Genomic DNA, 23,802 nt, shown 5'->3' with positions numbered 1-23,802 from the left:
TTGGACGCACCGCGACTTCATTATCCACTTTTTTATTCGAAGGACTGCAACAATGTCAACAAAGCCGCTGAGATTTGCTGCCGCTTTGCTTCTGGCAAAGTTTTGAGGTAATTCAGCAACGCCAGGGTGTTGATATCGGCGAACTGGTCGGCCGCAAAAAAGTCAGCCAGAGTAAGTCCCAACGCATCGCCGATTTCCGTTAATTTCTTGATGCTGATGTTATCAACGTCGCCGCGTTCAACTCGGGAAAGCAAGCTGACCGAAACGCCAGCTTGCTCTGCCAGTTGTTCGATCGTCAAGCCGAGCTTTTTGCGTTGCGCGCGCACCAGCCGACTAATATTTTTCAATCGCCGTTCAGCTCCATTCACACTTAACACACTTAACTAGCCTACACGGTATAAGAAAAACGGTTTCAATTAAAGAGCTTAAAAGATGCAGAAAATAAAAATAACAGTTTCAGAAGAAAATAATAAATGAAAGCCGCGGCCGCGGTGAAAATCGTGCTTATTTTCAGCAAATAAAAAAACTTAGATTTAGAAATATTTTTTTCTGTATATGGAGACTATCTGCGGGTTAACCATCAATTCAGTCGACTCGGGTCAGCTCATCCAACGTTTTCCCATCGTCATCGATCAATTCTAACCAGCCATTCGTGTCGCCGTAATACAGAAACAGACCGACTTCGTTCACACTGCGCAGGGTCACCGCGGCAGTCGTGGTGTAATCAGAAATCTTAGCCGCGTTGTCTGCGCGCAACTTGTCTCCGTACTTGGTGCCGTAGCTCTGCGAACCGTCGCGATTGAGCATCGGCTCACGGACCAGCTTGGCCCCAGGCACAATAGTCATTTCCTTGGCTGCAGTCCAGTACACCGTCGCCTCGCTACCGCCGCGTTTCACGTGGAACGCGTGCGTCTTCAGCGCCTTGTTGAAGCGATGCCGGGCCTTGGGGGGCCGCTTCTTAGTCGGAGCGGCATCCTTCAGCTGAATGCCTAAGCGGACCAACACCCACATCTGCGCCTCCAGCAATTGCTGAACCGCTGTCCCGGTGGCCGAAGCACTGCCGTCTGCGATCAGCTGTTCAAAAAAAGCGCTGGACCTTGACCCCGTCCACGCTGTCCGGGACGCCAAGGATAATCACACCGTCCGCCTTCGCTGGTACGTCGCCAACGCCGACCAACACCTTAGCGGCCGTCGCGAGGCGCACATCATTTGCAGGCACCGGTTGCTCCAGGTCGCGCGTCAGCAGCATGGTGCCCAGCCCATCGCCTAGGGTCACGCGTGTCTCCGTGTCAGTCATGGTCACTGTCATTGTCAGTTTCATGTTTTTCTCCTTGAGATAAAAAAAGCGGCCAGCGCGGTCGCTTTTCAGCGGATGTTACTTCGTCTTAGCAAGCGGCTTTTCCGCCCGCGTTGTTTTCAGGTACTGCGTCAGGACTTTGATTGCCCAAGCGTAGTGTGTGGAAGCAACCATGGTCGCAAACTCGCCAAGCGACAGGCTGCCGGTCCAGGGGTAGAAGCCCCTGAGGAACATTTCCTCATTATTGGCTTGCTCGAACTGGTCCATCAGATCGCTGTACAAACTTTCGAAGGCTTTTTTTGGCCTCCGTCAGCGTGGTCTTCTGGTTGGCCTGCCAGATCTTGCGGCTCAGCTTACCGCTATTCTTCCAACTATAGGGTTTCGGCATGAAACGCTTTGCGGTCCCAGCCAGGTTTGCTTTGCTCCAATCCAGGTACATTTTTTTTGCAAGCTGCCAGCTGGACCAAAACGTCGCGAACGTTACGATCGCGGCCTTTGAAAGGAAAGGTCCCGTTTAATTCTTCATCTGACATGTCGCTTAAAATCTGATCGAGCTTATCGTGCCGCTCAAACGTTGCCAAAATCAATGACTGCCGTGAATGTGGCTCTGCCAAGTTTAATCGCCTCCTGAGGGATTTGAGATAAACGCATTCAACACTGTCTCCACTCTCTATGGTGGGCCTAAACGCGAAAATTTTCAAGGCCGGGCCTTAGAATTGACAAACAAATATTTTAAAATATAACAGAAAGCGAATGCAGAAAACTCGCCGTCACCAGACGGAATCGATAAAAAAAAGCCCTTTGCATCTCTGCAAAGGACGGATGGTACTAGTCTTCAACGACAAATGGCAGAAGACCCATGATGCGTGACCGCTTGATTGCGATCGTCAGCTTGCGCTGGTTTTTGGCGCTGGTACCGGTCACCCGACGCGGCAAGATCTTGCCCCGTTCAGAGATGAACCGTTCCAACAAATTGGTGTCTTTGTAATCGATGTAATCGATGTGGTTTGCGGCGATGAAGTCGACTTTGCGACGACGACGGCCACCACGACGCTGTTGTGCCATGGATGTCACTCCTTTACTCATTGATTGATTCAGCCTTACCTAGGTGAGACTGATTGGATTAAAACGGCAGATCATCATCAGAGATGTCGATTGTCTTGCCATTGTTGGCAAACGGATCGGCACTGTTGTCAGACTGAGCCGGCTTTTGCTGGCTCGCACTGGCTGCTGATGATGCAGGGGCGCCAAAGTTTGGTGTTTGCGGGGCCCGTTGTTGAGGCTGCCCGCCGCCAAATCCTGACTGAGGCTGTTGGCCGAAGCCGCCAGCCTGTGCTTGGTTGTTGCCGGTTGCCGGTTCAGACGGCCGCGCTTGGGTGGTCGCCTTGCTTTCCAGCAGCGCGAAGTTCTCGACGACGACTTCGGTGACGTAGACCCGCTGGCCTTGGGCGTTGTCATAGGTGCGCGTTTGAATGTGCCCCTCGACGCCGACCAGTGACCCCTTGCGCGTGAAATTGCTGAAGTTCTCAGCACTCTTGCGCCAGATCACACAGTTAATGAAGTCCGTCTCGCGCTGGCCTTGGGCATTGGTGAACTGCCGGTCAACAGCCAGGGTGAATGACCCGACCGCGGTCCCACTTTGGGTGTAACGTAGGTCACATCGCGCGTTAAACGCCCGGTCAATGATACATTATTGATCATTCAAGTTTCCCCCTTAACGATAACTAGTCGTTGCGGACAACGATCATGTGGCGAAGAATTTCGCTACTGATCTTAGCAAGTCGGTCGAATTCGTCGATCGCCTTGGAATCGTTAGCGGTCAGGTTAACGATGTGGTAAGTGCCTTCTGTGAAATTCTTGATTTCATAGGCAAACTTACGCTTCTGCCAATCCTTGGAATCAATGATGCTGGCACCATTTTCCTTCAAGATATTGTCAAAACGTTCAACTAATTGAGCCTTGGCCTCTTCGTCGATATCTGGACGAATGATGTAGGTCACTTCATACTTAGTTTCAGCCATTTGACATGTCACCTCCTTATGGACTATTGGCCCTATTCCCTAGGGCAAGGAGTAAGCGTGCCAAAAGGGCACATGCTCACAAGCTAGTAGTGTATCATACCGAATGGTTTTACTCAAGGAATTTCGGGCGGCACCTAGGGGGGGCGGAGCGGCGACCTCCGGCGGAATTCGGCTGGCGACGCGGAGCTCGAAATGGTGGGCACCGCTTCGAGCCTCGGTGTAAGCGGCAGCTACGCATGGCTTAGAGTATGCGGCAAAGCCGCTTACTCTAAGCTCAAGCCGCTAACACCAATTTCACCACTGAGCTGATTCCGCCTCCGGTCGCTACTCCTATTCTCTATATGTAACACTAATTAGGACCCCAAACATAAAGGTCAGATCGACACGGTCTGGATCTGCATGATGTTCTTGTTCATCGAAATGTCCTCAATGATGTCCGCGTAATTCATGCCCCGCGGCAGCTCGATTTCATAGATGTTGGTGTAAACCGAATCGGTGTCCGACTGGGTCACACGGAAGTTGACGTCGGTGACCTTGATGTGGTGATCGTCAAAGTACTGCTGGATGAATTCCTTGGTTTCGACCCGGTGATGGTACTGAACCAACAATCGTTTCATCGTGTTGACGTGCAGTAGATTTTTGGCGAAGACCAGCACCAAAATAATCAGGATGGAGCCCGGAATCGCGATGTCGTAGTTACCCATCCCGATCGCCAAGCCGATGGCGGCAACGGCCCACAGACTCGCCGCAGTCGTCAGGCCGCGCACGGTGCGGTGCTGCACGATGATGGTGCCGGCACCCAGGAACCCGATGCCGGAAACGACCTGGGCGATCAGACGTGCGTCATCGGCCCGCAGCACACCGGAGAGCTTAGGTTCAGCCAACGCGGTGTTCAACGCGTTAAAGCCGATCTCTTTTTGCATCAGCGCAATCATGCATGCGCCCACGCACACCAGCACATGAGTCTTAATGCCCGCTGGCCGGTTCTTATGCTCACGGTCGTAGCCGATTACCCCAGAGATCAACATCGCCAGCAGCAGCCGCCCAATGATCTCTAGCAGACTCAAAGAATAGTGCATTGTCTTTACCCACTTCTTTCAAAAAGGACCGGGAAGGTAAAATCCCCCGCCCGGTCCGTATCTAAGTAACAATTATTGATCGTCGTCTGAACTGTCATCACTGTCGTTGCTATCGCTGGCCGATTGATCATCTTGATCATCCTCGCGCGCTTCAGCAACTCGTTGACCTGCGAGTCTGCATCCCCAGCGTAGGAGCCGGCACTTGCTGCGTCGCTGCCTGCAGGCTGGTCGGCGGCCGCTGCGCACTGCCGTCAGCACTTGCCGCACTATCGGTTGGTTCTGGCTCATCTGGCTCTGGGGCCAGCTTTGCCATCGTTGCAACCTTGGCGCCATCATCGACCTTGATCAGCCGCACGCCAAGCGTGGACCGCCCAGTTTGCGAAACCGTGTCAATGTTGAAGCGGATCATGACCCCAGCATCGGTGATCACCATGATGTCTTCAGTGCCATCAACGGTGGTGACGCCGGCCAGCGGCCCGTTCTTTTCGGTGATATTGGCAGTCTTGATGCCCTTACCACCGCGCCCTTTGATTGGGTACTCAGAGGCGGCGGTCCGCTTTCCGTAGCCTTTTTCGGAGATCACGAAGACTTCCGAATCCGGCTTGAGAATGTCGGAACCAACCACGTAGTCCCCGTCCCGCAGGCGCACGCCGCGGACCCCGGTAGCAGAACGGCCCATGCTGCGGACGTCCTGCTCCTTGAAGGTCACAGAGTAGCCCAGGTGCGTGCCAATGAAGATGGTGTTTTCGCCGGTGGTCGAAATGACGTTGCTCAGCTCGTCGCCGTCTTTCATGTTCAAGGCAATCAGGCCGTTCTTGCGGATGTTGTAGAACTCCCGCGTCGGCGTGCGCTTGACGACCCCGTTGCGGGTGACGAAGAACAGGTAGTCATCGCTGGCAGCCTCGGCGTCCTCATCCGCGTCTGTGTCGTGGCGCTTCACATTCAGCACCGTCTGAATCTTTTCGTTGTTGTCAATGCCCAGCAGGTTGATGATTGGGATGCCCTTGGCCGTGCGGCTGTACTCAGGGACTTCGTAGCCCTTCATCCGGTAAACCTTACCGGTGTTGGTGAAGAACAGCAGCATGTCATGGGTCGAAGTCGTGACCAGGTGCTCGACAAAGTCATCGTCGTGCACACCAGTTCCTTGGACTCCACGGCCGCCGCGGTTTTGCGCCTTGAACTCATCGCTTGGCAGGCGCTTGATGTAGCCGTTGTGCGTGAGGGTGATCACAACGTTTTCCTCTTCAATGAGGTCTTCGTCTTCGATGGTCAGGTCCTCGCCGACCAGCAGTTCAGTGCGGCGCTTGTCACCGAACTTCTTTTGGATGTCGAGCAGTTCGTCGTAAATGATTTGGTGGATGCGTTCAGGCTTGGCCAAAATGTCCTTGTAATCGGCAATGGCAGCGAGCACGTCTTTGTACTCGTTTTCGACCTTCTCGCGTTCCAGACCGGTCAGGCGGACCAGCCGCATGTCGAGAATGGCCTGGCTTTGCTTATCAGACAGGCCGAACTTATCCATCAGGATGACCTTAGCCTTATCCCCGGTTTCACTGCCGCGGATGATGCTGATGATCTCGTCGATGTGATCCAGCGCGATTTTCAACCCGGCCAGGATGTGCTCCCGCGCCTGGGCCTTTTTCAGATCAAACTCGGTCCGCCGGCGAATGACTTCTTCCTGATGCTTCAGGTAGTACTGCAGGATTTCCTTGAGGCTGAGGGTCTTCGGCGCCCCGTTGACAATGGCGACCATGTTGAAGGAAAAACCGGTCTGCATCGGTGTCAGCTTGTACAAGTTGTTCAGCACCACGGAAGCGCTCATGTCGCGGCGCACATCAATGACAATGCGCATCCCGTCGCGGTCGGACTCATCGTTCAGGTCGGTGATGCCATCGATCTTCTTTTCCCGGGCCAGCTCGGCGATGCGTTCAACCATTTTCGCCTTGTTGACCATGTACGGAATTTCGGTGACGATGATGCGTTCCTTGCCGGTTTTCGACGTTTGAATCTCGGTCTTGGCGCGCACGATGATCGTGCCCTTGCCGGTTTCGTATGCCCGGCGAATGCCAGACTTGCCGATGACCAGCCCGCCAGTCGGAAAATCGGGCCCAGGCAGCGCAGACATCAGGTCCGCTGTCGTCGCGTCCGGATTATCCATCAAGATGTGCAGCGCGGAAATGACCTCCGCCAGGTTGTGCGGCGGAATGTTAGTGGTCATCCCCACGGCGATCCCGGTCGCGCCGTTGACCAGCAGGTTCGGGAAGCGCGCCGGCAGCACGGTCGGCTCTTTTTCGGTGCCATCGTAATTGTCCTGATAATCGATGGTGTCCTTGTTGATGTCGCGGAGCATTTCCATTGTGATCTTGCTCATGCGGGCTTCGGTGTACCGCATCGCGGCGGCACCATCGCCGTCGACAGAGCCGAAGTTCCCGTGCCCGTCGACCAGCATGTAGCGGTAGGAAAAGTCCTGCGCCATGCGGACCATGCCTTCGTAAATCGATGAGTCACCATGCGGGTGATATTTCCCCATGACATCCCCAACGATACGTGCGGACTTCTTGTATGGCTTATCCGGTGTGACCCCGAGTTCATTCATGCCGTACAGGATCCGGCGCTGGACCGGCTTGAGGCCGTCTCTGACATCGGGCAAGGCCCGTGCCACGATGACGCTCATCGCGTACTCCAGGAATGAGGTCTTCATGGTTTTGGCCAGATTAACGGTGGTGATCCGGCTTTCTTGACGATCATCCATGTGAATTCTTAGCTCCTCTCAGTGGTGCTGTTTAGTGGTACTTCTGTTTACTTAAAAAGTTTACTGATGCCTCGGGAGTGGCCTCCGTACAAGCAATGTAGCGACGCGCTCGAGGGGACATATCTGCCATCGGTGATGCCGTCTTGTGGCCGGAGCCGGGAATGTCAGTTTCGAAATTCTGCTTGGCGGTTTACCGCCTAGCAGAAGACCCGACTGAGAGACTCGCTTGCGAGGCTCGAAGCGGTGTCCGCTACTTCTAGCTACGCGTCGCCAGCCATTCCCGGCGTAGGTCACAAGGCCCCCCGATTAAGCATCGATGTTCTTGCTGTCGACGTAAACCGCGTTATCTTCGATGAACTGGCGGCGCGGGCCGACCGAGTCGCCCATCAGCATTTCGAAAATACCATCAGCGTTCTCGGCGTCCTCTGGGGAAACCCGCAGAAGCCGGCGCTTGTCCGGATCCATGGTGGTTTCCCAGAGCTGGCTGGCATCCATTTCGCCAAGCCCTTTGTAACGCTGAATCTCCGGCTTTGGTGACGGTGGCAGCTGCCCCAGCGTTTCTTCCAGTTCTTCGTCGGAGTCGATGTACTTCATCATTTTGCCTTGACGCACCCGATACAGCGGCGGCTGGGCGATGTAGACGTAGCCGGCATCCAGAAGCGGCCGCATATAGCGATAAATCAGCGTCAGAAGCAGCGTGCGAATGTGCGCACCGTCAACATCGGCATCGGTCATGATGATCAGTTTGTGATAACGAGCCTTGGAGACGTCGAAGTCATCGCCAAACCCGGTGCCCATGGCGGTGAACAGCGTCCGAATTTCCTCGTTAGCCAAAATGCGCTCCATGCTGGCTTTTTCAACGTTCAGGATCTTCCCCCGAATCGGCAGGATGGCCTGCGTCAAGCGACTGCGGCCGGACTTCGCGGAACCGCCCGCGGAATCCCCTTCGACGATGAACAGCTCGGAAATCTCAGGATCCTTGCTGGAGTTATCCGCCAGCTTGCCTGGTAAGTTGGAAATTTCAGCCCAGACTTCTTGCGGGTGACCTCACGCGCACGTTTAGCAGCGGCGCGGGCCTTATTCGCCAGCATGGCCTTGTCGATCAGCTGCTTACCCTCTGCCGGGTGCTCCATCAAGAACTTGGAGAAGTGCTCGGAGAACATACGGTCAACGGCCGTCCGGGCGTCAGCATTGCCAAGCTTGGTCTTGGTCTGACCTTCAAATTGCGGATCCGGGTGCTTGACGGAAACCACAGCGGTCATGCCTTCACGCACATCTTCACCAGACAGCGGCTCGTCGTTTTCCTTCAAGGCACCTGACTTGTGGGCGTAGTCGTTGATGACACGCGTCAGCGCGGCCTTAAAGCCGGTTTCGTGAGTCCCGCCTTCGATGGTGTGGATGTTGTTGGCAAACGTCAACAGGTTGCTGGCGTAGCGTTGGTGGCGTACTGAAGCGCGACTTCAACGGTGATGCCTTTGTACTGGCCTTCCACGTAAATCGGCTCCGGCAGCAGGTTGTCCTTCCCCTTGTCGAGGAATTCGACGTACTCGCGAATGCCGCCTTCCGCCTTGAACGACAGCTTTTCGGCGGTGTCCTTGCGCTTGTCGGTGAAGTTCAGCTGCAGGCCCTTGTTCAGGAAGGCCAGCTCGCGAATGCGCTGCACCAGAATTTTGTCGTCATAGGTCGTGGTTTCAGTGAAAATGTCCGGGTCCGGTACAAAATGAACCTTGGTGCCGTGCTCATGCTCCGGCGCATCCCCGATAATCTTCATCGGGGTCTTCACTTTGCCGCGCGTGAAGTCGATGTAGTAACGCTTGCCGCCACGGGTGACCACGACATCCAGTTCGGTCGAAAGGGCGTTGACGACAGACGCGCCAACCCCGTGCAGCCCGCCGGACACCTTGTATCCGCCGCCGCCAAACTTACCGCCGGCGTGCAGAATAGTGTAAACCGTCTCCAACGCTGGCCGGCCGGTTTTCTTTTGAATGTCGACTGGGATCCCGCGTCCGTCATCGGTGACGGTGATGGAATTGTCCGGCTCAACCACGACATCGATTTCGCTGGCAAACCCGGCAAGGGCTTCGTCAATCCCGTTGTCGATGATTTCCCACACCAGGTGGTGCAGACCCTGACTCGAGGTCGTCCCAATGTACATCCCCGGCCGCTTGCGGACCGCTTCAAGACCTTCAAGGACTTGGATCTGGCTGGCGTCGTATTCGGCGGCCTTTTCCTCTTTTTCCTTGACGAGCTCTTCTTGGGTTTCTTTATCTTCTGCCATTCATGCTCCTCCTTACGCTTCCGCAGAGTCTGCGGTCAGAACCCCATTTTGCACGTGATACACGGCCGGGGTCTCAATTATTTCCTGGGCAATGCCATCCAGGCTAGTGGTGGTGAGAAAAGTCTGCACCTTGTTTTGGATGGCCTTCAGTAAATGAGTCTGGCGCGTGTCATCCAGTTCGGACAGCACATCGTCAAGCAGCAGCACCGGGTACTCCCCGGTTTGGGCCTTCATCAGGTCGATTTCGGCGAGCTTCACAGCCAGCGCAGTGGTGCGCTGCTGACCCTGGCTGCCAAAATTTGCCACGTCTTTGCCGTTCACAATGAACGCCACATCATCGCGGTGGGCGCCGACCAGCGAGGTGCCTTGGTCGATCTCCCGGCTTTGGTGTTCGCTATAAAGGTCCTGAAGCGCCTTGTAGGCCGTTTTGACATCGCCACGGGCACTTGACGGCACTTGCGTCCGGTACTCGAACGTCAGCTTCTCCTGGCCTTTGGTGATGCCGCTGTGGATTACCGCGGCAAAGCCTGCCATCTGGTGAAGCAGGGTCTCTCTCGCAGAGACAATTTCGGCGCCGTACGCTGCCAGCTGATCCGACAAAACGGAAAGGTAGACCAGGTCTTTAGCCTGGTGGTACTTCAGCTGCTTAAGGTACGCGTTGCGCTGTTTCAGCATGGTGCGGTACTGAGTCAGGTTGTACAGGTACTTGGGACTCATCTGTCCGAATTCCATGTTGATAAAGCGCCGGCGGTTGGCCGGGCTACCTTTGACAATCGCGAGGTCTTCCGGCGCAAATAACACCACGTTGAACCGACCAAGGTATTGGGAGAGCTTCGGCTGCTCGATCTGATTGACACGGGCACGCTTCCCCTGCGTTGAAATCACCAGCTCCAATTGCATCGGGCCACTGCTGCGACCGATGCGCCCATTGACCCGAGCGAAGTCTTCACCAAAACGGATCAGTTCGCGGTCATTGTTGGTGCGGTGGCTGCGTGCTAACGCCAACACGTACACCGCCTCGAGCAGGTTCGTTTTGCCTTGTGCGTTCTCGCCGATCAGCACGTTGATCTGCGGCGAAAAATCAGTATCGACGTCCGCATAATTACGGTAATTATGCAGGGTCAGGTGCTCAAGCTTCACGCGCGCGCCACGGTGAAGCTGGTGTGATCCGGTAAAGTTACGGTATCGCCAGCCTCAAGCTTGCGCCCACGCCGGTCCTCGGCCTGGTCATTGACCAGCACCGTATTTTCTTTCAGAAAATACTTAGCCGCGCCGCCGCTATCCACGACACCGGCATCTTTCAAAAGCTGCCCCAGTGTAATGAAGGCGGTTGTGATCGTCACAGTCGACATGCTGCCACTCCTTTGACGTTAGATTTATCGCAATGTGCGAATTTACTACCTATATATTATACCGTATTAATGCATAAGCTTCAATCCAATTTGGCGTTTTAAGCGGCTCTGCGGCTGATTTAGTGGGGGACGGTCCACCGTACACAAAGAAGGCAAAAACGGCCAAAAACGCAAAAAAATGGCCATTCTCGCGTTTTTCGGCGAGAATGGCCACTTTATTATGAGGTTGGGCCCCGAATCAGACTAAACGTTATCTCTGCCGTGTAAGTGCAGGTGAAAGCAGCGGCGTTTTCGGAATGATCAGCCGACTTTCGGCTAGGGACACGGTTTGATTATCAACTCCAGAAAGCGCAATCGCCGCCTCTTCGGTTCCGGTCTCCTGCTCGCCCAAACGCAGCCGCATCGGCAGCGCTGGTGGCGCCTTGAGACTTATTTGCAGTGTCCACGGTCCGTTCGCGGTGATGTCCAACTGATGCCACTCAGGCGCAACGGCGATCGAGCCGGCGGCGATTTGCGCCAAAGTATATGTACCAGTGAAAAGCGGTGGCAGTGGGACGACGGGAATGTCGCTGGTTAGTGGATCGAGAAACGTTCCCAAAATATTGTCGTAATCGTACACCTGCGACGCCTTGTCGTCATCACTCTTGAAAGGTGAGATTTTATACTCAATCTGCCATTTCATCGGGAAGCTCGCCCTAGTTAAGCCGCTAAAATGGACCGTGCCATCTTCTGTAATTGGTAATACAGTTCTTTTGCCGCTAGCGCTGACCCATGCAAATCTAACCTGGCCATCGCCATATGGTGGCACAATAACAGGCAGCTTAACGGTGGCTTCCCCACGTTGATTGACAGCAATAGGATTTGGATGATGAATAACCCTGTAGCTGCCTGCTTGGATTCTCTGAAGGTCTGTGACCGCTGGCGGTCGATACACAGTAAGCTCTTCATTAGATGACAAAGGTTGCAAATTGGGGGTCAACACTAAGGAAAGCATATTGGGGTCTGCCGCTGTATGCCATTTACTTAAAGGGAGCACATATTTATGCTCATTTACATCGACCAAAAATAGTTCAAGCGGGACAAAATCGAATATTTCATACCCGTTAGTATTCACGCGAAAAGCTTTTGGGTCTGTGCCAACACTTGAAACGACATGCAGAGTGAAATCCATCTCAAAGCTCTCTTCATTCTCCAGATTGATAGTTTTTATCCGATAAAATTGTTCACCAACCGTTCTTGGTTTAATTAACAGGTCTCCGAACAAGGAAATAGATAGTTCCGGCGCTGGTTGAATCTGACCTGAACTGCTTGTGTTTATTCTTGAAATAATTAACTTCGGACTTCCCAAAAAGCTTCGTCCGTGGTCCAATGTCCAGGGAGTTCTTAGCTTAACGTCTTGATTGACCACTGTCCAAAGGTCTTTGGGAAGCATATACATACCCCCACTTTGCATCCCAGGCGACCACGTCACATTTTCAAACAACAGATTCTGATAAGGCAGCGCCGCCTCGACTCGCTGCCCGCCACCCCAAAACATTCCGACCAACATGACGAACCATAACCACCACTTACGCATCTCGCGGCCCCCTTTCTAGCCGTAGATTACGCAATGCAAAAACCCCTGCGACCAAAAGGCCACAGGGGTAATATCAAAACGGGTTTAGTTAGAAGGTCCGGACTGGTGTGATCAGCTGAACAAAGTGCTCTTTGTCCTCAGTTGGCACCAAAGTGAATGGCCGTAGTGGCGCAGTGAACGCGAGAACGATTGAGGTCCCGCCAATGCCTTGCAGCGCATCTTTCATGTAATCCGGGTTGAACGAAATTTCGAGGTCGTCGCCTTCCAGCTTCTGGAACTGGAGGCTTCTTCGACGTTCCCGACGTCAGGCGAGTTGCCGTAAATCGTGGCCGTTTGCTTGGCAATGTTCAGGCTGAGCCGAACCACGTTGTTGGAGCTTTCGTGTGACAGTAAGCTGGCCCGGCCAATGGCTGCCAGCAGAGTTGGCGCGTCGAATTCGATGTTGGTCGTGCTGGTTGTTGGAATCAGGCGGCTGGTATCCGGATAGTTGCCTTCCAAAAGTCGTGAGTAGAACATCGTGTTACCGGCGATGAACAGCACCTGATTAGAGGCAAACCGGATTTCGACATTCTCAATGTCATCGGTCAGTGTCCGGCCCAGTTCAGTCAGACTCTTACCTGGAATGATGACGTCGTAGCTGGCATCCCCGGCATTGGGCAGATCCAGTGTGCGCTGAGCCAGGCGGTGGGAATCGGTCGCAACGGCAATCAGCTTGCCCTTTTCAATTTGAATGTGGACACCAGTCAGGATCGGCCGACTCTCCTGGGTCGAAACAGCAATAACGGTTTGTGAGATAAGCTGACGCAACACGTCGGCTGGCACCGTCAGTGCATCCTCGCTGGACACTTCTGGCAATCGCGGATAGTTGTTTGCGTCCAAGCCGTTGATCTTGAATTCAGACGAGCACTGGTGATGACAGTCTGGAAGTTGTCCTGAACGTCCACGGTCATCGTCTTCTCTGGCAGGCGCTTAACGATTTCGGTGAAGAACCGTGCTGGCACGGTGATGCTGCCGGTGTCTTCGATTTGCAGATCGTTTTGCTCACTGGTGGCGTCGATTTTGCTTTCAATTGAGATGTCGGCATCACTGCCGGTCAGCACTAAAGCAGTGTCCGTTAAGTCCATCTTCAGGTTCGTCAGGATCGGAATGGTGGTCTTCGTGGTAATGGCCCTGGACACATCATTCAACGATTTGATGAACGTGGCACGTGTGATCGTGAATTTCATTTTTTCTGTCCTCCCAAGCGTAGCGTTATCTATATAATACGCTTTTTAAGTAATAGTAGTAGAGGCTGTGGACCTTGGGGAAAAACTTGAGAAACCCAGGCAAATAAGTTTTCCACCTGTGGATAACTCGGCGTAAAAGTCGGTGCTGAATCCCTGAGTTTTCCACAAGTCCTATCCACGGTTGCGCAACCGGTTCTTCAGCTCGATGACCTGATCCTTCAGCGTGGAATCGTCTGTGATGGCTTGCTCGATTTTTTCGTGGGCGTGAATGACGGTGGTGTGATCCTTGCCGCCAAACTCCTGGCCGATTTTCGGCAGACTGTTGTCGGTCATTTCGCGGGCCAGATACATCGCGATTTGCCGCGGCATGACGATTTGCTTGACGCGCTTTTTGCCTTTCAGATCGCTGACGGAGACCTGATAATATTTGGCGACGATATCCTGAATTTTGGCGATCGACAGCTCGGAGTCCTTGCCCGACAGCTTCAGACTCTTGAGCGCCTCAGCTGCCATGCTGGTCGTGATGTCCTCATGGGCCATGGTGGCGTAAGCCTGGACCCGCACCAGCGCGCCTTCCAGCTCACGCACGTTGGAGTCGATTTGGCCGGCGATGTAAGACAGGGTGTCGTCGGGGATGACGAGGTGCTCGGCATTGGCCTTGTTGCGTAAAATGGCGATCCGAGTTTCCAGATCTGGCGGCGTCACATCAACGGACAGGCCCCACTTGAAGCGGGACACCAGACGCTCTTGCAGCTTGGGAATCTCGTTGGGCAACCGGTCCGACGTCAGGACGATTTGTTTTTTTGTTCTCATATAAGGCGTTGAATGTGTGGAAGAACTCTTCCTGCGTGGCTTCCTTGTCGCCGAAGAACTGAATATCATCGACCAGCAGGAGGTCGACGTTGCGGTACTCCTGCCGAAACTCCTCCTGTTTCTTGGTCTGGATGGAGTTGATGAAGTCGTTCGCGAAGGCCTCCGAGGTCACATACTTCACGTTGGCCTGAGGGTTGTATTCCAGCAGCTGGTGACCGATGGCCTGCATCAGGTGGGTCTTGCCCAGCCCCACGCCACCGTACAAAAATAGCGGATTGTAGAGTACGCCGGGTTCCTCGGACACGACTAAGGCCGCGGCGTGCGCCATTTGGTTGCCCTTGCCGGTGACGAAGGTCTCAAACGTGTACTTACTATTGAGATGAGATGTTTCCTTATAGGTCGGAATCGGGGCCGACTCTGCCTGCGAGTTGGCAGGCTGGGTGCCTGGTGCAGCGGTGCTGGTGGCAGTCGAGTTGTCACCCATGATTTTAATGACAGGCGAGATCTCGAGGTTGCCGAACTCGTAGCACCACTCGACGACCTTCGTCACTAGGTTCTGTTCCCAGTAGGTTTTGTGTAGCTGTGACGGGACCCCAATGGTGATCGTGGTTTGGGTCAACGTTAGCGGTTTGACCGCCCCGACCCAAGTGTTAAAGCTGACTGGGGTCATTTCTGCCCGGAATTTTTCTTCTAAATATGCCCATAGCTCATCGATATTTGGCACGTATTGCCCCTCCGCAACCGAAAAATGTAGTCGAAATCAAGCCGCCAACCGATTTTCCCATGGATGATCGATTCGCGACATCGCACTTTTCAGTTTAGCATTGCCCTGTAGAGTTTTCCACAGAATCAGAAGTTTTCCACATGTTGACCGTCCAAGAAAATCAAGTTTCCCCAGCGCAGGGATAATCTTGTCCCCAACGCGTGAATAAACCGCTAAAAGTCAGCTTTTTTTCGAGTTATGCACATTCTGGTGTGAAACGTAGGGCCCGTTGTGATGCATGTTTCACAAGTTTTGAACAGGTTGAAAACATCCTGTTGATAACTTTCTCAACAGGCTGTGATTTTGCCGACAAGCCGTTCATCAGCCTGGGGATAACCGAAAATAGCGAAAAGTCGGGTGACAGGTTGTCCACAGCTTTGTGCGCAAAGTGGCCAATTTGTGGACAATTCCAGAAGGGATTTTTTTCAAGGAATCCTTGACGCGGCAGGGGGTAGTCCGTATAATGAAAAGTTGTTTACTGACAATCAGTTATTCGGCGTAGCAATACGCATTAAATAGCAAACTTAACAGGAGGTGTTCCTATGACCACCAAACGGACTTTTCAACCGAAGAAGCGCCACCGCGAACGTGTACACGGCTTCATGAAGCGGATGAGCACGAAGAACGGCCGCAAAGTGTTAGCACGGCGTCGCGCTAAGGGACGTAAAGTATTATCTGCCTAACCAACCACTGACCGCGTCAGTGGTTTTTTTTGCAAGGTGCCTTGCAGTCGCGCTCTTGGCAGGATGGGTAGCCGCTACGCATAGCTAGCCACTCCTGAGTTGCGACTGCAAAGCCCGATTAGGGATCCTCACCTTTTATTATAGGTGGAAACCCCAGAAAAACCCGTGCGAGGCGCGGCCTGGTCTTGTATACTAGTAAGCAGATTGTGAGGGAGCGCTTTGCGAAAGTCATACCGCATTAAAAAGGAATCAGAATTTCAAGACGTGTTCGACAACGGCGCATCAGTCGCGAACCGCAATTTTGTGATCTACACCCTAAAGCGTGACCAGAAACATTTTCGCGTTGGCATTAGTGTCGGCAAGAAGGTGGGTCACACCGCAGTGATGCGCAACCAGATCAAGCGTTACATCCGCCAGAGCCTGCTTGAGCTCAAGCCTGAGATCGACCCGCAGGCGGATTTTCTCGTGATCGCACGGCGCAGCGCCAACCAGCTTGACATGGCCGGGACCAAGAAGAACTTGGTTCACGTCATGAAGCTGGCTGGCCTACTCGCTGAATCAGACGTGACAACGATATAATACGGTTTTTGTTGGAGGACTTATTCGTGAAAAAATCGACCAAACGGCTCTTACTGAGTCTTGGTATCATTACGCTGGTGCTAGTTTTAAGCGCTTGCGGGACGTCGACAGTTACTAAGGCATCGACGAACCCGTGGGACCGTTACGTCATTTATAATGCGGCCCAATTTGTTCTTTGGCTGGCTAAGATTTCCGGTGGTAACGTCGGTGTCGGGATCATCTTATTCACCCTGATCATCCGGATCCTGATTTTCCCGCTCAGTTACTACCAGATCAAGAGCATGAGCAAGTCGCAGGCGATTGCGCCGCAGCTCAAGGAACTACAGAAGAAGTACAGCTCCAAGGACACTGAGACCCAGCAGAAGTTGCGTGAAGAAACGCAGAAGCTGCAGGCCGAAGCGGGCGTCAACCCAGTTATGGGCAGCTTGCCGCTGCTGGTCCAAATGCCGTTCCTGCTGGCCCTGTACCAGGCGATTTACCGGACCCCGGCGCTGAAAGTCGGGCAATTTCTGTGGATGAACCTAGGCAAGCCTGACCCGTACTTCATCATGCCGATCCTGGCGGCGCTGTTCACCTTGGCAACGTCGGTGGTTTCCACGCTGGCTCAGCCGACGCGGACATCGACGAGCTGGATCATGGCCGCCGTTTCGCCGCTGATGATTTTAGTCGTGGCCTTTAGCTTCCCAAGTGCCTGTCGATTTACTGGGTCGTCACCAACGCCTTTTCACTGGCGCAGACCTTCCTGCTTCAAAACCCATTCAAGATGAAGAAGGAACGGGAAGAAAAAGCACGGGCCGAGAAGGAACACGAAAAAGCTGTTCGCAAGGCTTACAAGCGTGCACTGAAGAAGTAATCGGGAGGTTATCATGCCCACTTTCCAAGGAGCCACGATCCAAAAAGCGATCGACGCCGGTCTGAAAGCAATGAAGCAGGACCGCGCCGCCGTTTCTGTCGAGGTCGTGCAAGAAGGCAAAAAGGGCGTCTTAGGCATTGGCAAAAGGCCGGCGATTGTGAACCTGCAGATCAATCCGGAGCCAAGCCCCGCACCCAAGGTCAAACCTGAACCTAAATCACACCACCGCCCACCGCTACCCAAGCCTAAGTTGCCAGAGGCGTTGCGCCGTGATCAACCCGTACGTGACGACCAAACCGCCATTGCGCTGGTTCAAAGTTATCTCGAAGACATTACCACGCAGCTGCAGATTCCCACCACGATCGACAGCGAGCGTCGCGGGGACACCGTGTGGTACGCGATGACCACACCCAAAGATGCGCTGCTCATCGGTAAGCACGGGAAAATTATCAACGCGATTCAGTACCTGGCCCAAACCGAGTTTAACCACTACGGTAAAAGTAAATGGACCATTATGCTGAACGTCGGCGATTATCGTGAGCGCCGCGATGCTGCGGTTCGCCGGTTGGCCGAAAAGTCCGCCCGCGAGGTCATCGCACGCGGCACGGCGATTTATCTCGACCCGATGCCGTCGTTTGAGCGCAAGGCGATTCACCAGACCCTGGCCGACAATGAATACGTTGAGACGCATTCCGAGGGCCTCGACCCGCGGCGGTACGTCGTGATCACGCCGAAGCGGCCGAATTTTTGACAGATGGTCCGCAATTTTGTATGATACAGGCAATTCAATAAGCGATAAAGTAGTCAAAGTGCTTTGTCCATGCTGATCCCCAGACTGGGGACCAGTGTGGCGACGCACTTTTTTTATGCTATGGTGCGTAGAGTTCGCGGTCTTAGCCCGACGATCAGCCTAGCTTGAAGGTTTGCCGCCGTTTTTTTGGCGGCGAGCCTTCAGGCGTAGCTGAGCGCTCGGGCGTTGCGAACTCGTAGCCCGATTAAGGTGAAGGTGCGCAGAGTTCGCGGTCTTAGCAGGATGGGTAGCCTAGCCTAAGGCATTGCCACTGGTTTTTGGCGGCGGGGCCTTAGGCGTAGCTGGCCACTCCTGCGTTGCGAACTTGGAGCCCAGTTAGTGAAAGGACGATTAACGTGGCACAAACAGTCACTGAATACGATACGATCGCGGCCATTTCGACGCCGCCTGGCGAAGGGGCGATCTCCATCGTGCGCCTGTCAGGCGAAACGGCGGTCCAGACTGCGAACAAGCTTTTCAAGGGCAAGGACCTGACCAAGTGCCCACGAATACCATTAACTACGGGCACATCATCGATCCGGATTCCGGCGAGGTGGTCGACGAAGTGATGGCGTCCGTGATGCGTGCGCCGCGGACCTACACCTGCGAGGACATTGTCGAGATCAACTGCCACGGCGGCATCGTCGGCACGAACCGCGTCCTGCAGCTGGTGCTCGGCGCCGGCGCCCGCATGGCCGAGCTGGGGAGTTCACCAAGCGCGCCTTCTTGAACGGCCGAATTGACCTCACCGAAGCCGAATCGGTCATGGACCTGATCCGCGCCAAAACGGACCGCGCGATGCAGGTGGCGGTCGATCAGCTGGATGGTGACCTGCGCAAGCTGATCACCAACCTGCGCCAGGAAATTCTCGAGGTGCTCGCCCAAGTCGAGGTCAACATTGACTACCCCGAGTACGACACGGATGAGATGACCACCAAGATGCTGCGCGAAAAGGCGGAGCTGGTGCTCAGCCGCGTTGACGAGCTGCTGCAAACGGCTAACCAGGGCCAGGTGCTGCGTGAAGGGCTCGCCACGGCGATTGTCGGGCGGCCCAATGTCGGCAAGTCCTCGCTGCTGAACCACATGCTGCAAGAGGACAAGGCCATTGTCACCGATGTGCCCGGGACCACGCGTGACGTGCTGGAAGAGTACGTCAACGTGCGCGGCGTGCCGCTGAAGTTGGTCGACACCGCCGGGATTCGCAAAACTGAGGACAAGGTCGAAAAAAATCGGCGTTGAACGCTCGCGTAAGGCAATCACCCAGGCCGACTTAGTGCTGCTGGTACTGGATGCCAGTCAGCCTTTGGCCGCAGAAGACCGCGAACTGCTTGATTTGACCAAGGATAAAAAGCGCATCGTCGTGCTCAACAAGCAGGACCTGCCGCAGCAGCTTGACATGGCGGCACTGGCCAACCTGGTGCCGGAGGAGCAGATCATCCGCACCAGCATGCTGGATGTTTCCGGGGTGGACGCGCTGGACAAGCAGATCAAAAACCTGTTCTTTGGCGGCATTGAAAACAGTCAAAGCACAGTGATGGTCACCAATGCCCGGCAAAGCGGGTTGTTGCGCCAGCCAAGGCGAGTCTCAAGAGCGTGCTGAGCGGCATCGACGCGGGGATGCCCATCGATCTGGTTCAAATCGACATGACTGCCGCCTGGGACAAACTTGGTGAAATCACCGGGGATGCCGCACCGGACGAGCTGATCACCCAGTTGTTCAGCCAATTTTGCTTGGGCAAGTAGTGGTTGCCGGCACCGTTCATTTTTTTAACGATAAAGGAGTTCTTAAATCATGGCAGATCCAAAAGTACGTGAATACGAGGCTGACACCTACGACGTGATCGTGGTTGGTGCCGGTCATGCCGGCTGTGAGGCCGCGCTGGCCGCGGCGCGCATGGGTGAGAAGACCTTGCTGATCACGATTAGCCTGGAAATGCTCGCCTTCATGCCGTGCAACCCGTCTGTGGGCGGGCCGGCTAAGGGCGTCGTGGTCCGGGAAATCGACGCACTGGGCGGTGAAATGGGCCGCAACATCGACAAGACCTACGTTCAGATGCGCATGCTCAACACTGGCAAGGGTCCGGCGGTTCGCGCGCTGCGGGCGCAGGCGGACAAGGCCGCTTACCACCGCTCCATGAAGGACACGATTGAAAAAGAAAATAACCTTGACCTGCGCCAGGGGCTGGTTGAGCGGCTGCTGGTCGAAGACGGCACCTGTGTCGGTGTCGTTGCGGCCACAGGGGCACGCTACCGCGCCAAGAGCGTGGTGCTGACGGCTGGTACGTCTTCACGCGGCAAAATCATCATCGGTGAGCTGATGTACTCCTCAGGCCCGAACAACTCCTTGCCTTCCATCAAGCTGTCAGAGGACTTGGAGCGCCAAGGCTTTAAGTTGCGCCGCTTCAAGACCGGCACACCGCCGCGCGTGGACGGCAACTCAATCGACTTTTCGCAGACCGAGGAGCAGCCGGGCGACACCACGCCGCACGCGTTTTCCTACGAGACACCGGATTCCGTGTACCTGAAGGATCAAATGTCGTGCTGGATGACCTATACCAACGAAACGACGCATAAAATTATTCGCGCCAACCTGGACCGCGCCCCGATGTTTTCGGGGGTAATCAAGGGCGTTGGGCCGCGCTACTGCCCGTCCATTGAGGACAAGGTCGTCCGCTTTGCCGACAAGCCGCGCCACCAGCTGTTCCTGGAGCCTGAAGCCGCGACACTGAAGAGTATTACGTCGGCGACTTTTCGACGTCGATGCCCGAAGAAATCCAGCTGAAAATGCTGCATTCCGTCGCCGGGCTTCAGCACGCTGAGCTGATGCGGCCGGGTTATGCCATCGAGTACGACGTGATCGAGCCGTGGCAGCTGACCGCAACGATGGAAACGAAGATCGTCAAGAATCTCTTCACTGCCGGCCAGATGAACGGCACCAGTGGCTACGAAGAGGCAGCCGGTCAAGGCATCATGCGGGCATTAATGCCGCCTTGCGTGCCCAGGACAAGCCTGGCTTCACGCTACGCCGCTCCGACGCCTACATTGGGGTGATGATCGACGACTTGGTCACCAAGGGCACTAACGAGCCGTATCGGCTGCTGACGAGTCGTGCCGAGTACCGCTTGATCCTGCGCCACGATAACGCGGATCTGCGGCTGACGGAGATGGGCCACGAGCTGGGTCTGATCTCCGACGCCCGCTACGCCAAGTTCCAGGAGAAAAAGGCGGCGATTGAGGAAGAAATTAAGCGGCTGGAAACCACTCGTCTCAAGCCGAGTCAAGTCAACGACTGGCTGGCCAGTATCAACGCTGCGCCACTTAAAGATGGCGTGCTCGCCAGCGATTTTCTGCGTCGGCCGGAGGTGTCTTACGATGACCTGATGCAGTTTATTCCCCGGGAAATACCACTGGACCATTATGTCACGGAGGAAGTTGAAATCTCCCTAAAGTACGCCGGCTACATTGAAAAGGAAAAGCAAAGCATCGCTAAATTGGAGCGGATGGAAGCCAAGAAGATTCCTGACCGGATCGATTATTCCGCGATCAACGGACTGGCGACAGAAGCGCGGCAGAAGCTGACCAAGATTCAGCCGCAGACCTTGGCCCAGGCCAGTCGCATCAGCGGGGTCAACCCAGCAGATGTGGCGATCCTGTCGGTTTATGTCGAGCAAGGCAGAATCGCAAAAGTGGCGCCTGGCGCCTAACGAAAAACGGCACTGACCTCAATGGCCAGTGCCGTTTTCATGTACAGAGATAGGTTAAGCGCGTTTTTGCTGAATCTGCTTGTATTCGGCCGGTGGCAGCTTGCCCAGCTCGACCAGCTTGCTTTCAATCTGGTCCAGAACGGCGTTGCGGTCATCGTGGTCGTTGACAAAGTCGTATTTGTCGCGGTCGATCGTCAGCAGCGTGGAACGCGTGTAGCCCTTGGACCAGTCGCGGTACGCCTGGTTGACGCGGTGGTAGTAGTCGATCAGTTCCGGCTTTTGGCGAATATCTTCCATTTCGCGACCGCGGCCCTGGATCTCATCGATTTCGTGTTCCGGGTCGATTTTCAGGTAAACAGCCAAATCAGGCATGCCATTCCAGGGACTGCCGTTGACGTTGGCCTGCATTTCCTGGGATAAGGTGACATAGACGTTGAAGTCGACATCATCGATTTCACCGTGCTTGTGCAGCTGGCTGGCCATGACGAAGTCCGATTCCAGTGAGGAATCCATCACCGCATTCTCCTGCAGGATAGCCTTCTTGAGCTGCTGGTAGCGGAACGTCAGAAAGGCGATCTGCAAAATAGTCCCAGTGGTTTTCCGGCTATCTTCGCCAGCGGAGTAGAACTTCTGCAACATGTTGGCGATCATGCCGTTGCCTTCGACGTCCTCATAAAACGCTGAGGAATGGAGATCCTGTGACAGGATTTTTGTGAGGGAGGTTTTGCCCGCACCGATACTTCCGAGGATATAGATCATGAGTCTGCTTCTTTCTGTGACCAGTAGTTTCTAGACAATAACGTTGTCCATTATACGCGAAATCAGCGGGCTTAACAGCGCAAAATGGGCCAGATGTGGGTGGTATTCGACCCGCCCCCACAAGATACGCCGAACAAATGGCGCGGTGCCGGGGATGCCACTGGGGGCGCAAAAAAACCAGCACCACAGGAAAATGATTTCCCAAGTACTGGGTTGATTGCCAAATTTTTAGGAGTCCCCAGGCGGCCTTGTAAAAAGGTCTCAGCGCACCGTGAGCAGGCTGATGATGACGCCGGCAACAATGACCGCGACCACGCCCTTTAAGCCTGTAGCGCGCAAGGAGAGCTGGTTGGTGCGCCACTCCGCAAAGATCAGGCCCAGCGTGACGATCAGTGCTACGATCCCCATGATCAATAATTTCATTACCAGTGCGTCCATGAGCCGCCTCCGCGTCAGTTATACTTCTAGGTCAAAAAAGGGATTGATCTGCTTTTGCAGGTCGTGGATCTGGACCAGGTTGACCGAAGGCATCAGCCGGTAGATAAAACCGGCAAATGTGTCACGGTGAAACTTGTAGTCCATCCGGCCCATCCGGTGCGGCCGGCCGTTCTTTTTTTTCCCAGACTTCGAGATTATATTCCGCGTCCGGGATGATTGCAATATACCTGTGATCGTCGAGCGCGACGATCGGCTTAACAACTGATTGATCCAACATCGCCATTTCCTCCAAATTCCAATCGAGCTGATGGCCTGCCTTCCGGAATGTGCTAACAGGTAATCGCTGTGACATCAATTATAGCAGAGTCGGTGCAACCGGCGCGGTAAAAAAAGTTTGTGAAATCTCGTGAATCAACTTTCACAAGCGTCCAAATTGGCGCGGCCGTAAGAAGTAGCCTGTCAAGCCCCAAAATCAGGAAAGGCGCATTGAAACAAGGATGAAAGCATACTATGGTACGCACCAAGCGGCCACAAAAAAATATTTTTCCTTGGCCACCCAGACAACTAAATTTCACAAAGTCGGTGCGTCCGACTGCACTGACACTGATTATACGAACGAATGTTTGCCAAGTCAACAGAGATTCGTTGACCACTGAAAATTAATTCATTTATGTCAGGAAGAACGCGACGATTGGATTCAAATGTCCCAAAGAGGCGGTCGCGACATCCGGAAGCGGAATGACGTCACGCCAATTGAAGGCAGCAGGCATTCAGCCCCTACGCCTGTGCCTGCAATGTTATTTAATGGCAAAAATGGCCGAAAAGCCCGCGTCAAGTGGCAC

At 54.4% G+C, this 23,802-nt stretch carries 18 protein-coding genes and 10 pseudogenes; 7 read left to right on the top strand and 21 right to left on the bottom strand.

The window, feature by feature from the left end:
* Positions 1–32 precede the first annotated feature (32 nt).
* The 18 genes and pseudogenes from JCM13995_RS04240 to JCM13995_RS18165 form a co-directional block, all read right to left on the bottom strand.
* The gene (locus JCM13995_RS04240; protein ID WP_054662828.1) at positions 33–347 is read right to left on the bottom strand and encodes a helix-turn-helix domain-containing protein; all 315 of its coding nucleotides are present in this window, start codon (positions 345–347) and stop codon (positions 33–35) included.
* 238 nt (positions 348–585) lie between these two features.
* Positions 586–1,128, bottom strand: a complete 543-nt coding sequence (locus JCM13995_RS04235; protein WP_156314314.1) for a hypothetical protein — start codon at positions 1,126–1,128, stop codon at positions 586–588.
* Complete coding sequence (locus JCM13995_RS04230; RefSeq protein WP_054662822.1) at positions 1,079–1,321, bottom strand: hypothetical protein; 243 nt, start codon at positions 1,319–1,321, stop codon at positions 1,079–1,081. Before JCM13995_RS04230 ends, JCM13995_RS04235 begins: the two co-directional genes overlap by 50 nt.
* A gap of 54 nt (positions 1,322–1,375) precedes the next feature.
* Positions 1,376–1,585: pseudogene (locus JCM13995_RS16705) on the bottom strand (ClbS/DfsB family four-helix bundle protein); the annotation flags it as partial.
* Entirely contained in the window at positions 1,539–1,685 is a 147-nt protein-coding gene (locus tag JCM13995_RS17515; RefSeq protein WP_369385603.1) for a ClbS/DfsB family four-helix bundle protein, read from the bottom strand. The pseudogene JCM13995_RS16705 and the gene JCM13995_RS17515, both read right to left, overlap by 47 nt.
* Complete coding sequence (locus tag JCM13995_RS14870; protein ID WP_054662816.1) at positions 1,669–1,911, bottom strand: ClbS/DfsB family four-helix bundle protein; 243 nt, start codon at positions 1,909–1,911, stop codon at positions 1,669–1,671. The genes JCM13995_RS17515 and JCM13995_RS14870 overlap by 17 nt, the downstream gene beginning before the upstream one ends.
* 214 nt (positions 1,912–2,125) lie before the next feature.
* Positions 2,126–2,362 (bottom strand): 30S ribosomal protein S18, encoded by a 237-nt coding sequence (gene rpsR / locus JCM13995_RS04215; RefSeq protein WP_054662813.1) that lies wholly within the window; start codon positions 2,360–2,362, stop codon positions 2,126–2,128.
* Between the two features lie 58 nt (positions 2,363–2,420).
* Positions 2,421–2,998: pseudogene (gene ssb, locus JCM13995_RS04210) on the bottom strand (single-stranded DNA-binding protein).
* 23 nt (positions 2,999–3,021) lie between these two features.
* Positions 3,022–3,318, bottom strand: coding sequence for a 30S ribosomal protein S6 (gene rpsF / locus JCM13995_RS04205; protein ID WP_054662810.1), 297 nt, complete (start codon positions 3,316–3,318; stop codon positions 3,022–3,024).
* Between the two features lie 374 nt (positions 3,319–3,692).
* Positions 3,693–4,397 (bottom strand): MgtC/SapB family protein, encoded by a 705-nt coding sequence (locus tag JCM13995_RS04200; protein WP_054662807.1) that lies wholly within the window; start codon positions 4,395–4,397, stop codon positions 3,693–3,695.
* 151 nt (positions 4,398–4,548) lie between these two features.
* Complete coding sequence (gyrA, locus tag JCM13995_RS04195) at positions 4,549–7,146, bottom strand: DNA gyrase subunit A (RefSeq protein ID WP_054662804.1); 2,598 nt, start codon at positions 7,144–7,146, stop codon at positions 4,549–4,551.
* 306 nt (positions 7,147–7,452) lie between these two features.
* A pseudogene (gyrB, locus tag JCM13995_RS04190) lies at positions 7,453–9,424 on the bottom strand (DNA topoisomerase (ATP-hydrolyzing) subunit B).
* Positions 9,425–9,436: 12 nt separating this feature from the next.
* Positions 9,437–10,564 (bottom strand): DNA replication/repair protein RecF, encoded by a 1,128-nt coding sequence (recF, locus tag JCM13995_RS04185; RefSeq protein ID WP_054662801.1) that lies wholly within the window; start codon positions 10,562–10,564, stop codon positions 9,437–9,439.
* Positions 10,561–10,776, bottom strand: a complete 216-nt coding sequence (gene yaaA, locus JCM13995_RS04180; protein ID WP_054662798.1) for a S4 domain-containing protein YaaA — start codon at positions 10,774–10,776, stop codon at positions 10,561–10,563. Before yaaA ends, recF begins: the two co-directional genes overlap by 4 nt.
* Before the next feature lie 250 nt (positions 10,777–11,026).
* Positions 11,027–12,352, bottom strand: coding sequence for a hypothetical protein (locus tag JCM13995_RS04175; protein WP_054662795.1), 1,326 nt, complete (start codon positions 12,350–12,352; stop codon positions 11,027–11,029).
* Between the two features lie 88 nt (positions 12,353–12,440).
* Positions 12,441–13,578, bottom strand: a pseudogene (dnaN, locus tag JCM13995_RS04170) (DNA polymerase III subunit beta).
* 171 nt (positions 13,579–13,749) lie between these two features.
* Positions 13,750–14,785: pseudogene (dnaA, locus tag JCM13995_RS04165) on the bottom strand (chromosomal replication initiator protein DnaA); the annotation flags it as partial.
* Between the two features lie 204 nt (positions 14,786–14,989).
* A pseudogene (locus JCM13995_RS18165) lies at positions 14,990–15,061 on the bottom strand (hypothetical protein); the annotation flags it as partial.
* A gap of 635 nt (positions 15,062–15,696) precedes the next feature.
* Between JCM13995_RS18165 and rpmH the strand changes: the two are divergent.
* The 7 genes and pseudogenes from rpmH to JCM13995_RS17510 all read left to right on the top strand — a co-directional run bounded on the left by rpmH (position 15,697) and on the right by JCM13995_RS17510 (position 21,763).
* A complete protein-coding gene (gene rpmH, locus JCM13995_RS04160; RefSeq protein WP_003568442.1) occupies positions 15,697–15,837 on the top strand; it encodes a 50S ribosomal protein L34 in 141 nt (46 codons plus the stop codon).
* 219 nt (positions 15,838–16,056) lie between these two features.
* Positions 16,057–16,416, top strand: a complete 360-nt coding sequence (gene rnpA / locus JCM13995_RS04155; RefSeq protein WP_054662792.1) for a ribonuclease P protein component — start codon at positions 16,057–16,059, stop codon at positions 16,414–16,416.
* Between the two features lie 26 nt (positions 16,417–16,442).
* Positions 16,443–17,269, top strand: a pseudogene (locus tag JCM13995_RS04150) (membrane protein insertase YidC).
* Between the two features lie 13 nt (positions 17,270–17,282).
* Complete coding sequence (jag, locus tag JCM13995_RS04145) at positions 17,283–18,020, top strand: RNA-binding cell elongation regulator Jag/EloR (protein WP_054662789.1); 738 nt, start codon at positions 17,283–17,285, stop codon at positions 18,018–18,020.
* A 395-nt stretch (positions 18,021–18,415) separates the two neighbouring features.
* Positions 18,416–19,802 (top strand): annotated as a pseudogene (gene mnmE, locus JCM13995_RS04140) (tRNA uridine-5-carboxymethylaminomethyl(34) synthesis GTPase MnmE).
* A gap of 49 nt (positions 19,803–19,851) precedes the next feature.
* Positions 19,852–21,110 (top strand): annotated as a pseudogene (gene mnmG, locus JCM13995_RS04135) (tRNA uridine-5-carboxymethylaminomethyl(34) synthesis enzyme MnmG).
* Positions 21,050–21,763, top strand: a complete 714-nt coding sequence (locus tag JCM13995_RS17510) for a tRNA modifying enzyme MnmG family protein (protein ID WP_369385600.1) — start codon at positions 21,050–21,052, stop codon at positions 21,761–21,763. The pseudogene mnmG and the gene JCM13995_RS17510 overlap by 61 nt, the downstream one beginning before the upstream one ends.
* Positions 21,764–21,817: 54 nt before the next feature.
* Here the strand turns inward: JCM13995_RS17510 and JCM13995_RS04130 are convergent, their stop codons facing one another.
* From JCM13995_RS04130 to JCM13995_RS17505, 3 genes and pseudogenes are all read right to left on the bottom strand, one after another.
* Positions 21,818–22,522, bottom strand: coding sequence for a deoxynucleoside kinase (locus tag JCM13995_RS04130; RefSeq protein ID WP_054662786.1), 705 nt, complete (start codon positions 22,520–22,522; stop codon positions 21,818–21,820).
* Between the two features lie 261 nt (positions 22,523–22,783).
* Entirely contained in the window at positions 22,784–22,960 is a 177-nt protein-coding gene (locus JCM13995_RS15160) for a hypothetical protein (protein ID WP_169790456.1), read from the bottom strand.
* 18 nt (positions 22,961–22,978) lie between these two features.
* Positions 22,979–23,237: pseudogene (locus tag JCM13995_RS17505) on the bottom strand (hypothetical protein).
* Positions 23,238–23,802: the final 565 nt, after the last annotated feature.

The organism is Lacticaseibacillus camelliae DSM 22697 = JCM 13995 (assembly GCF_001311195.1).
In the GTDB taxonomy this organism is placed as follows: Bacteria; Bacillota; Bacilli; order Lactobacillales; family Lactobacillaceae; genus Lacticaseibacillus; species Lacticaseibacillus camelliae.
Note: the sequence above shows the minus strand (reverse complement) of the source record. Positions and strands in the feature narration are given on the sequence as shown.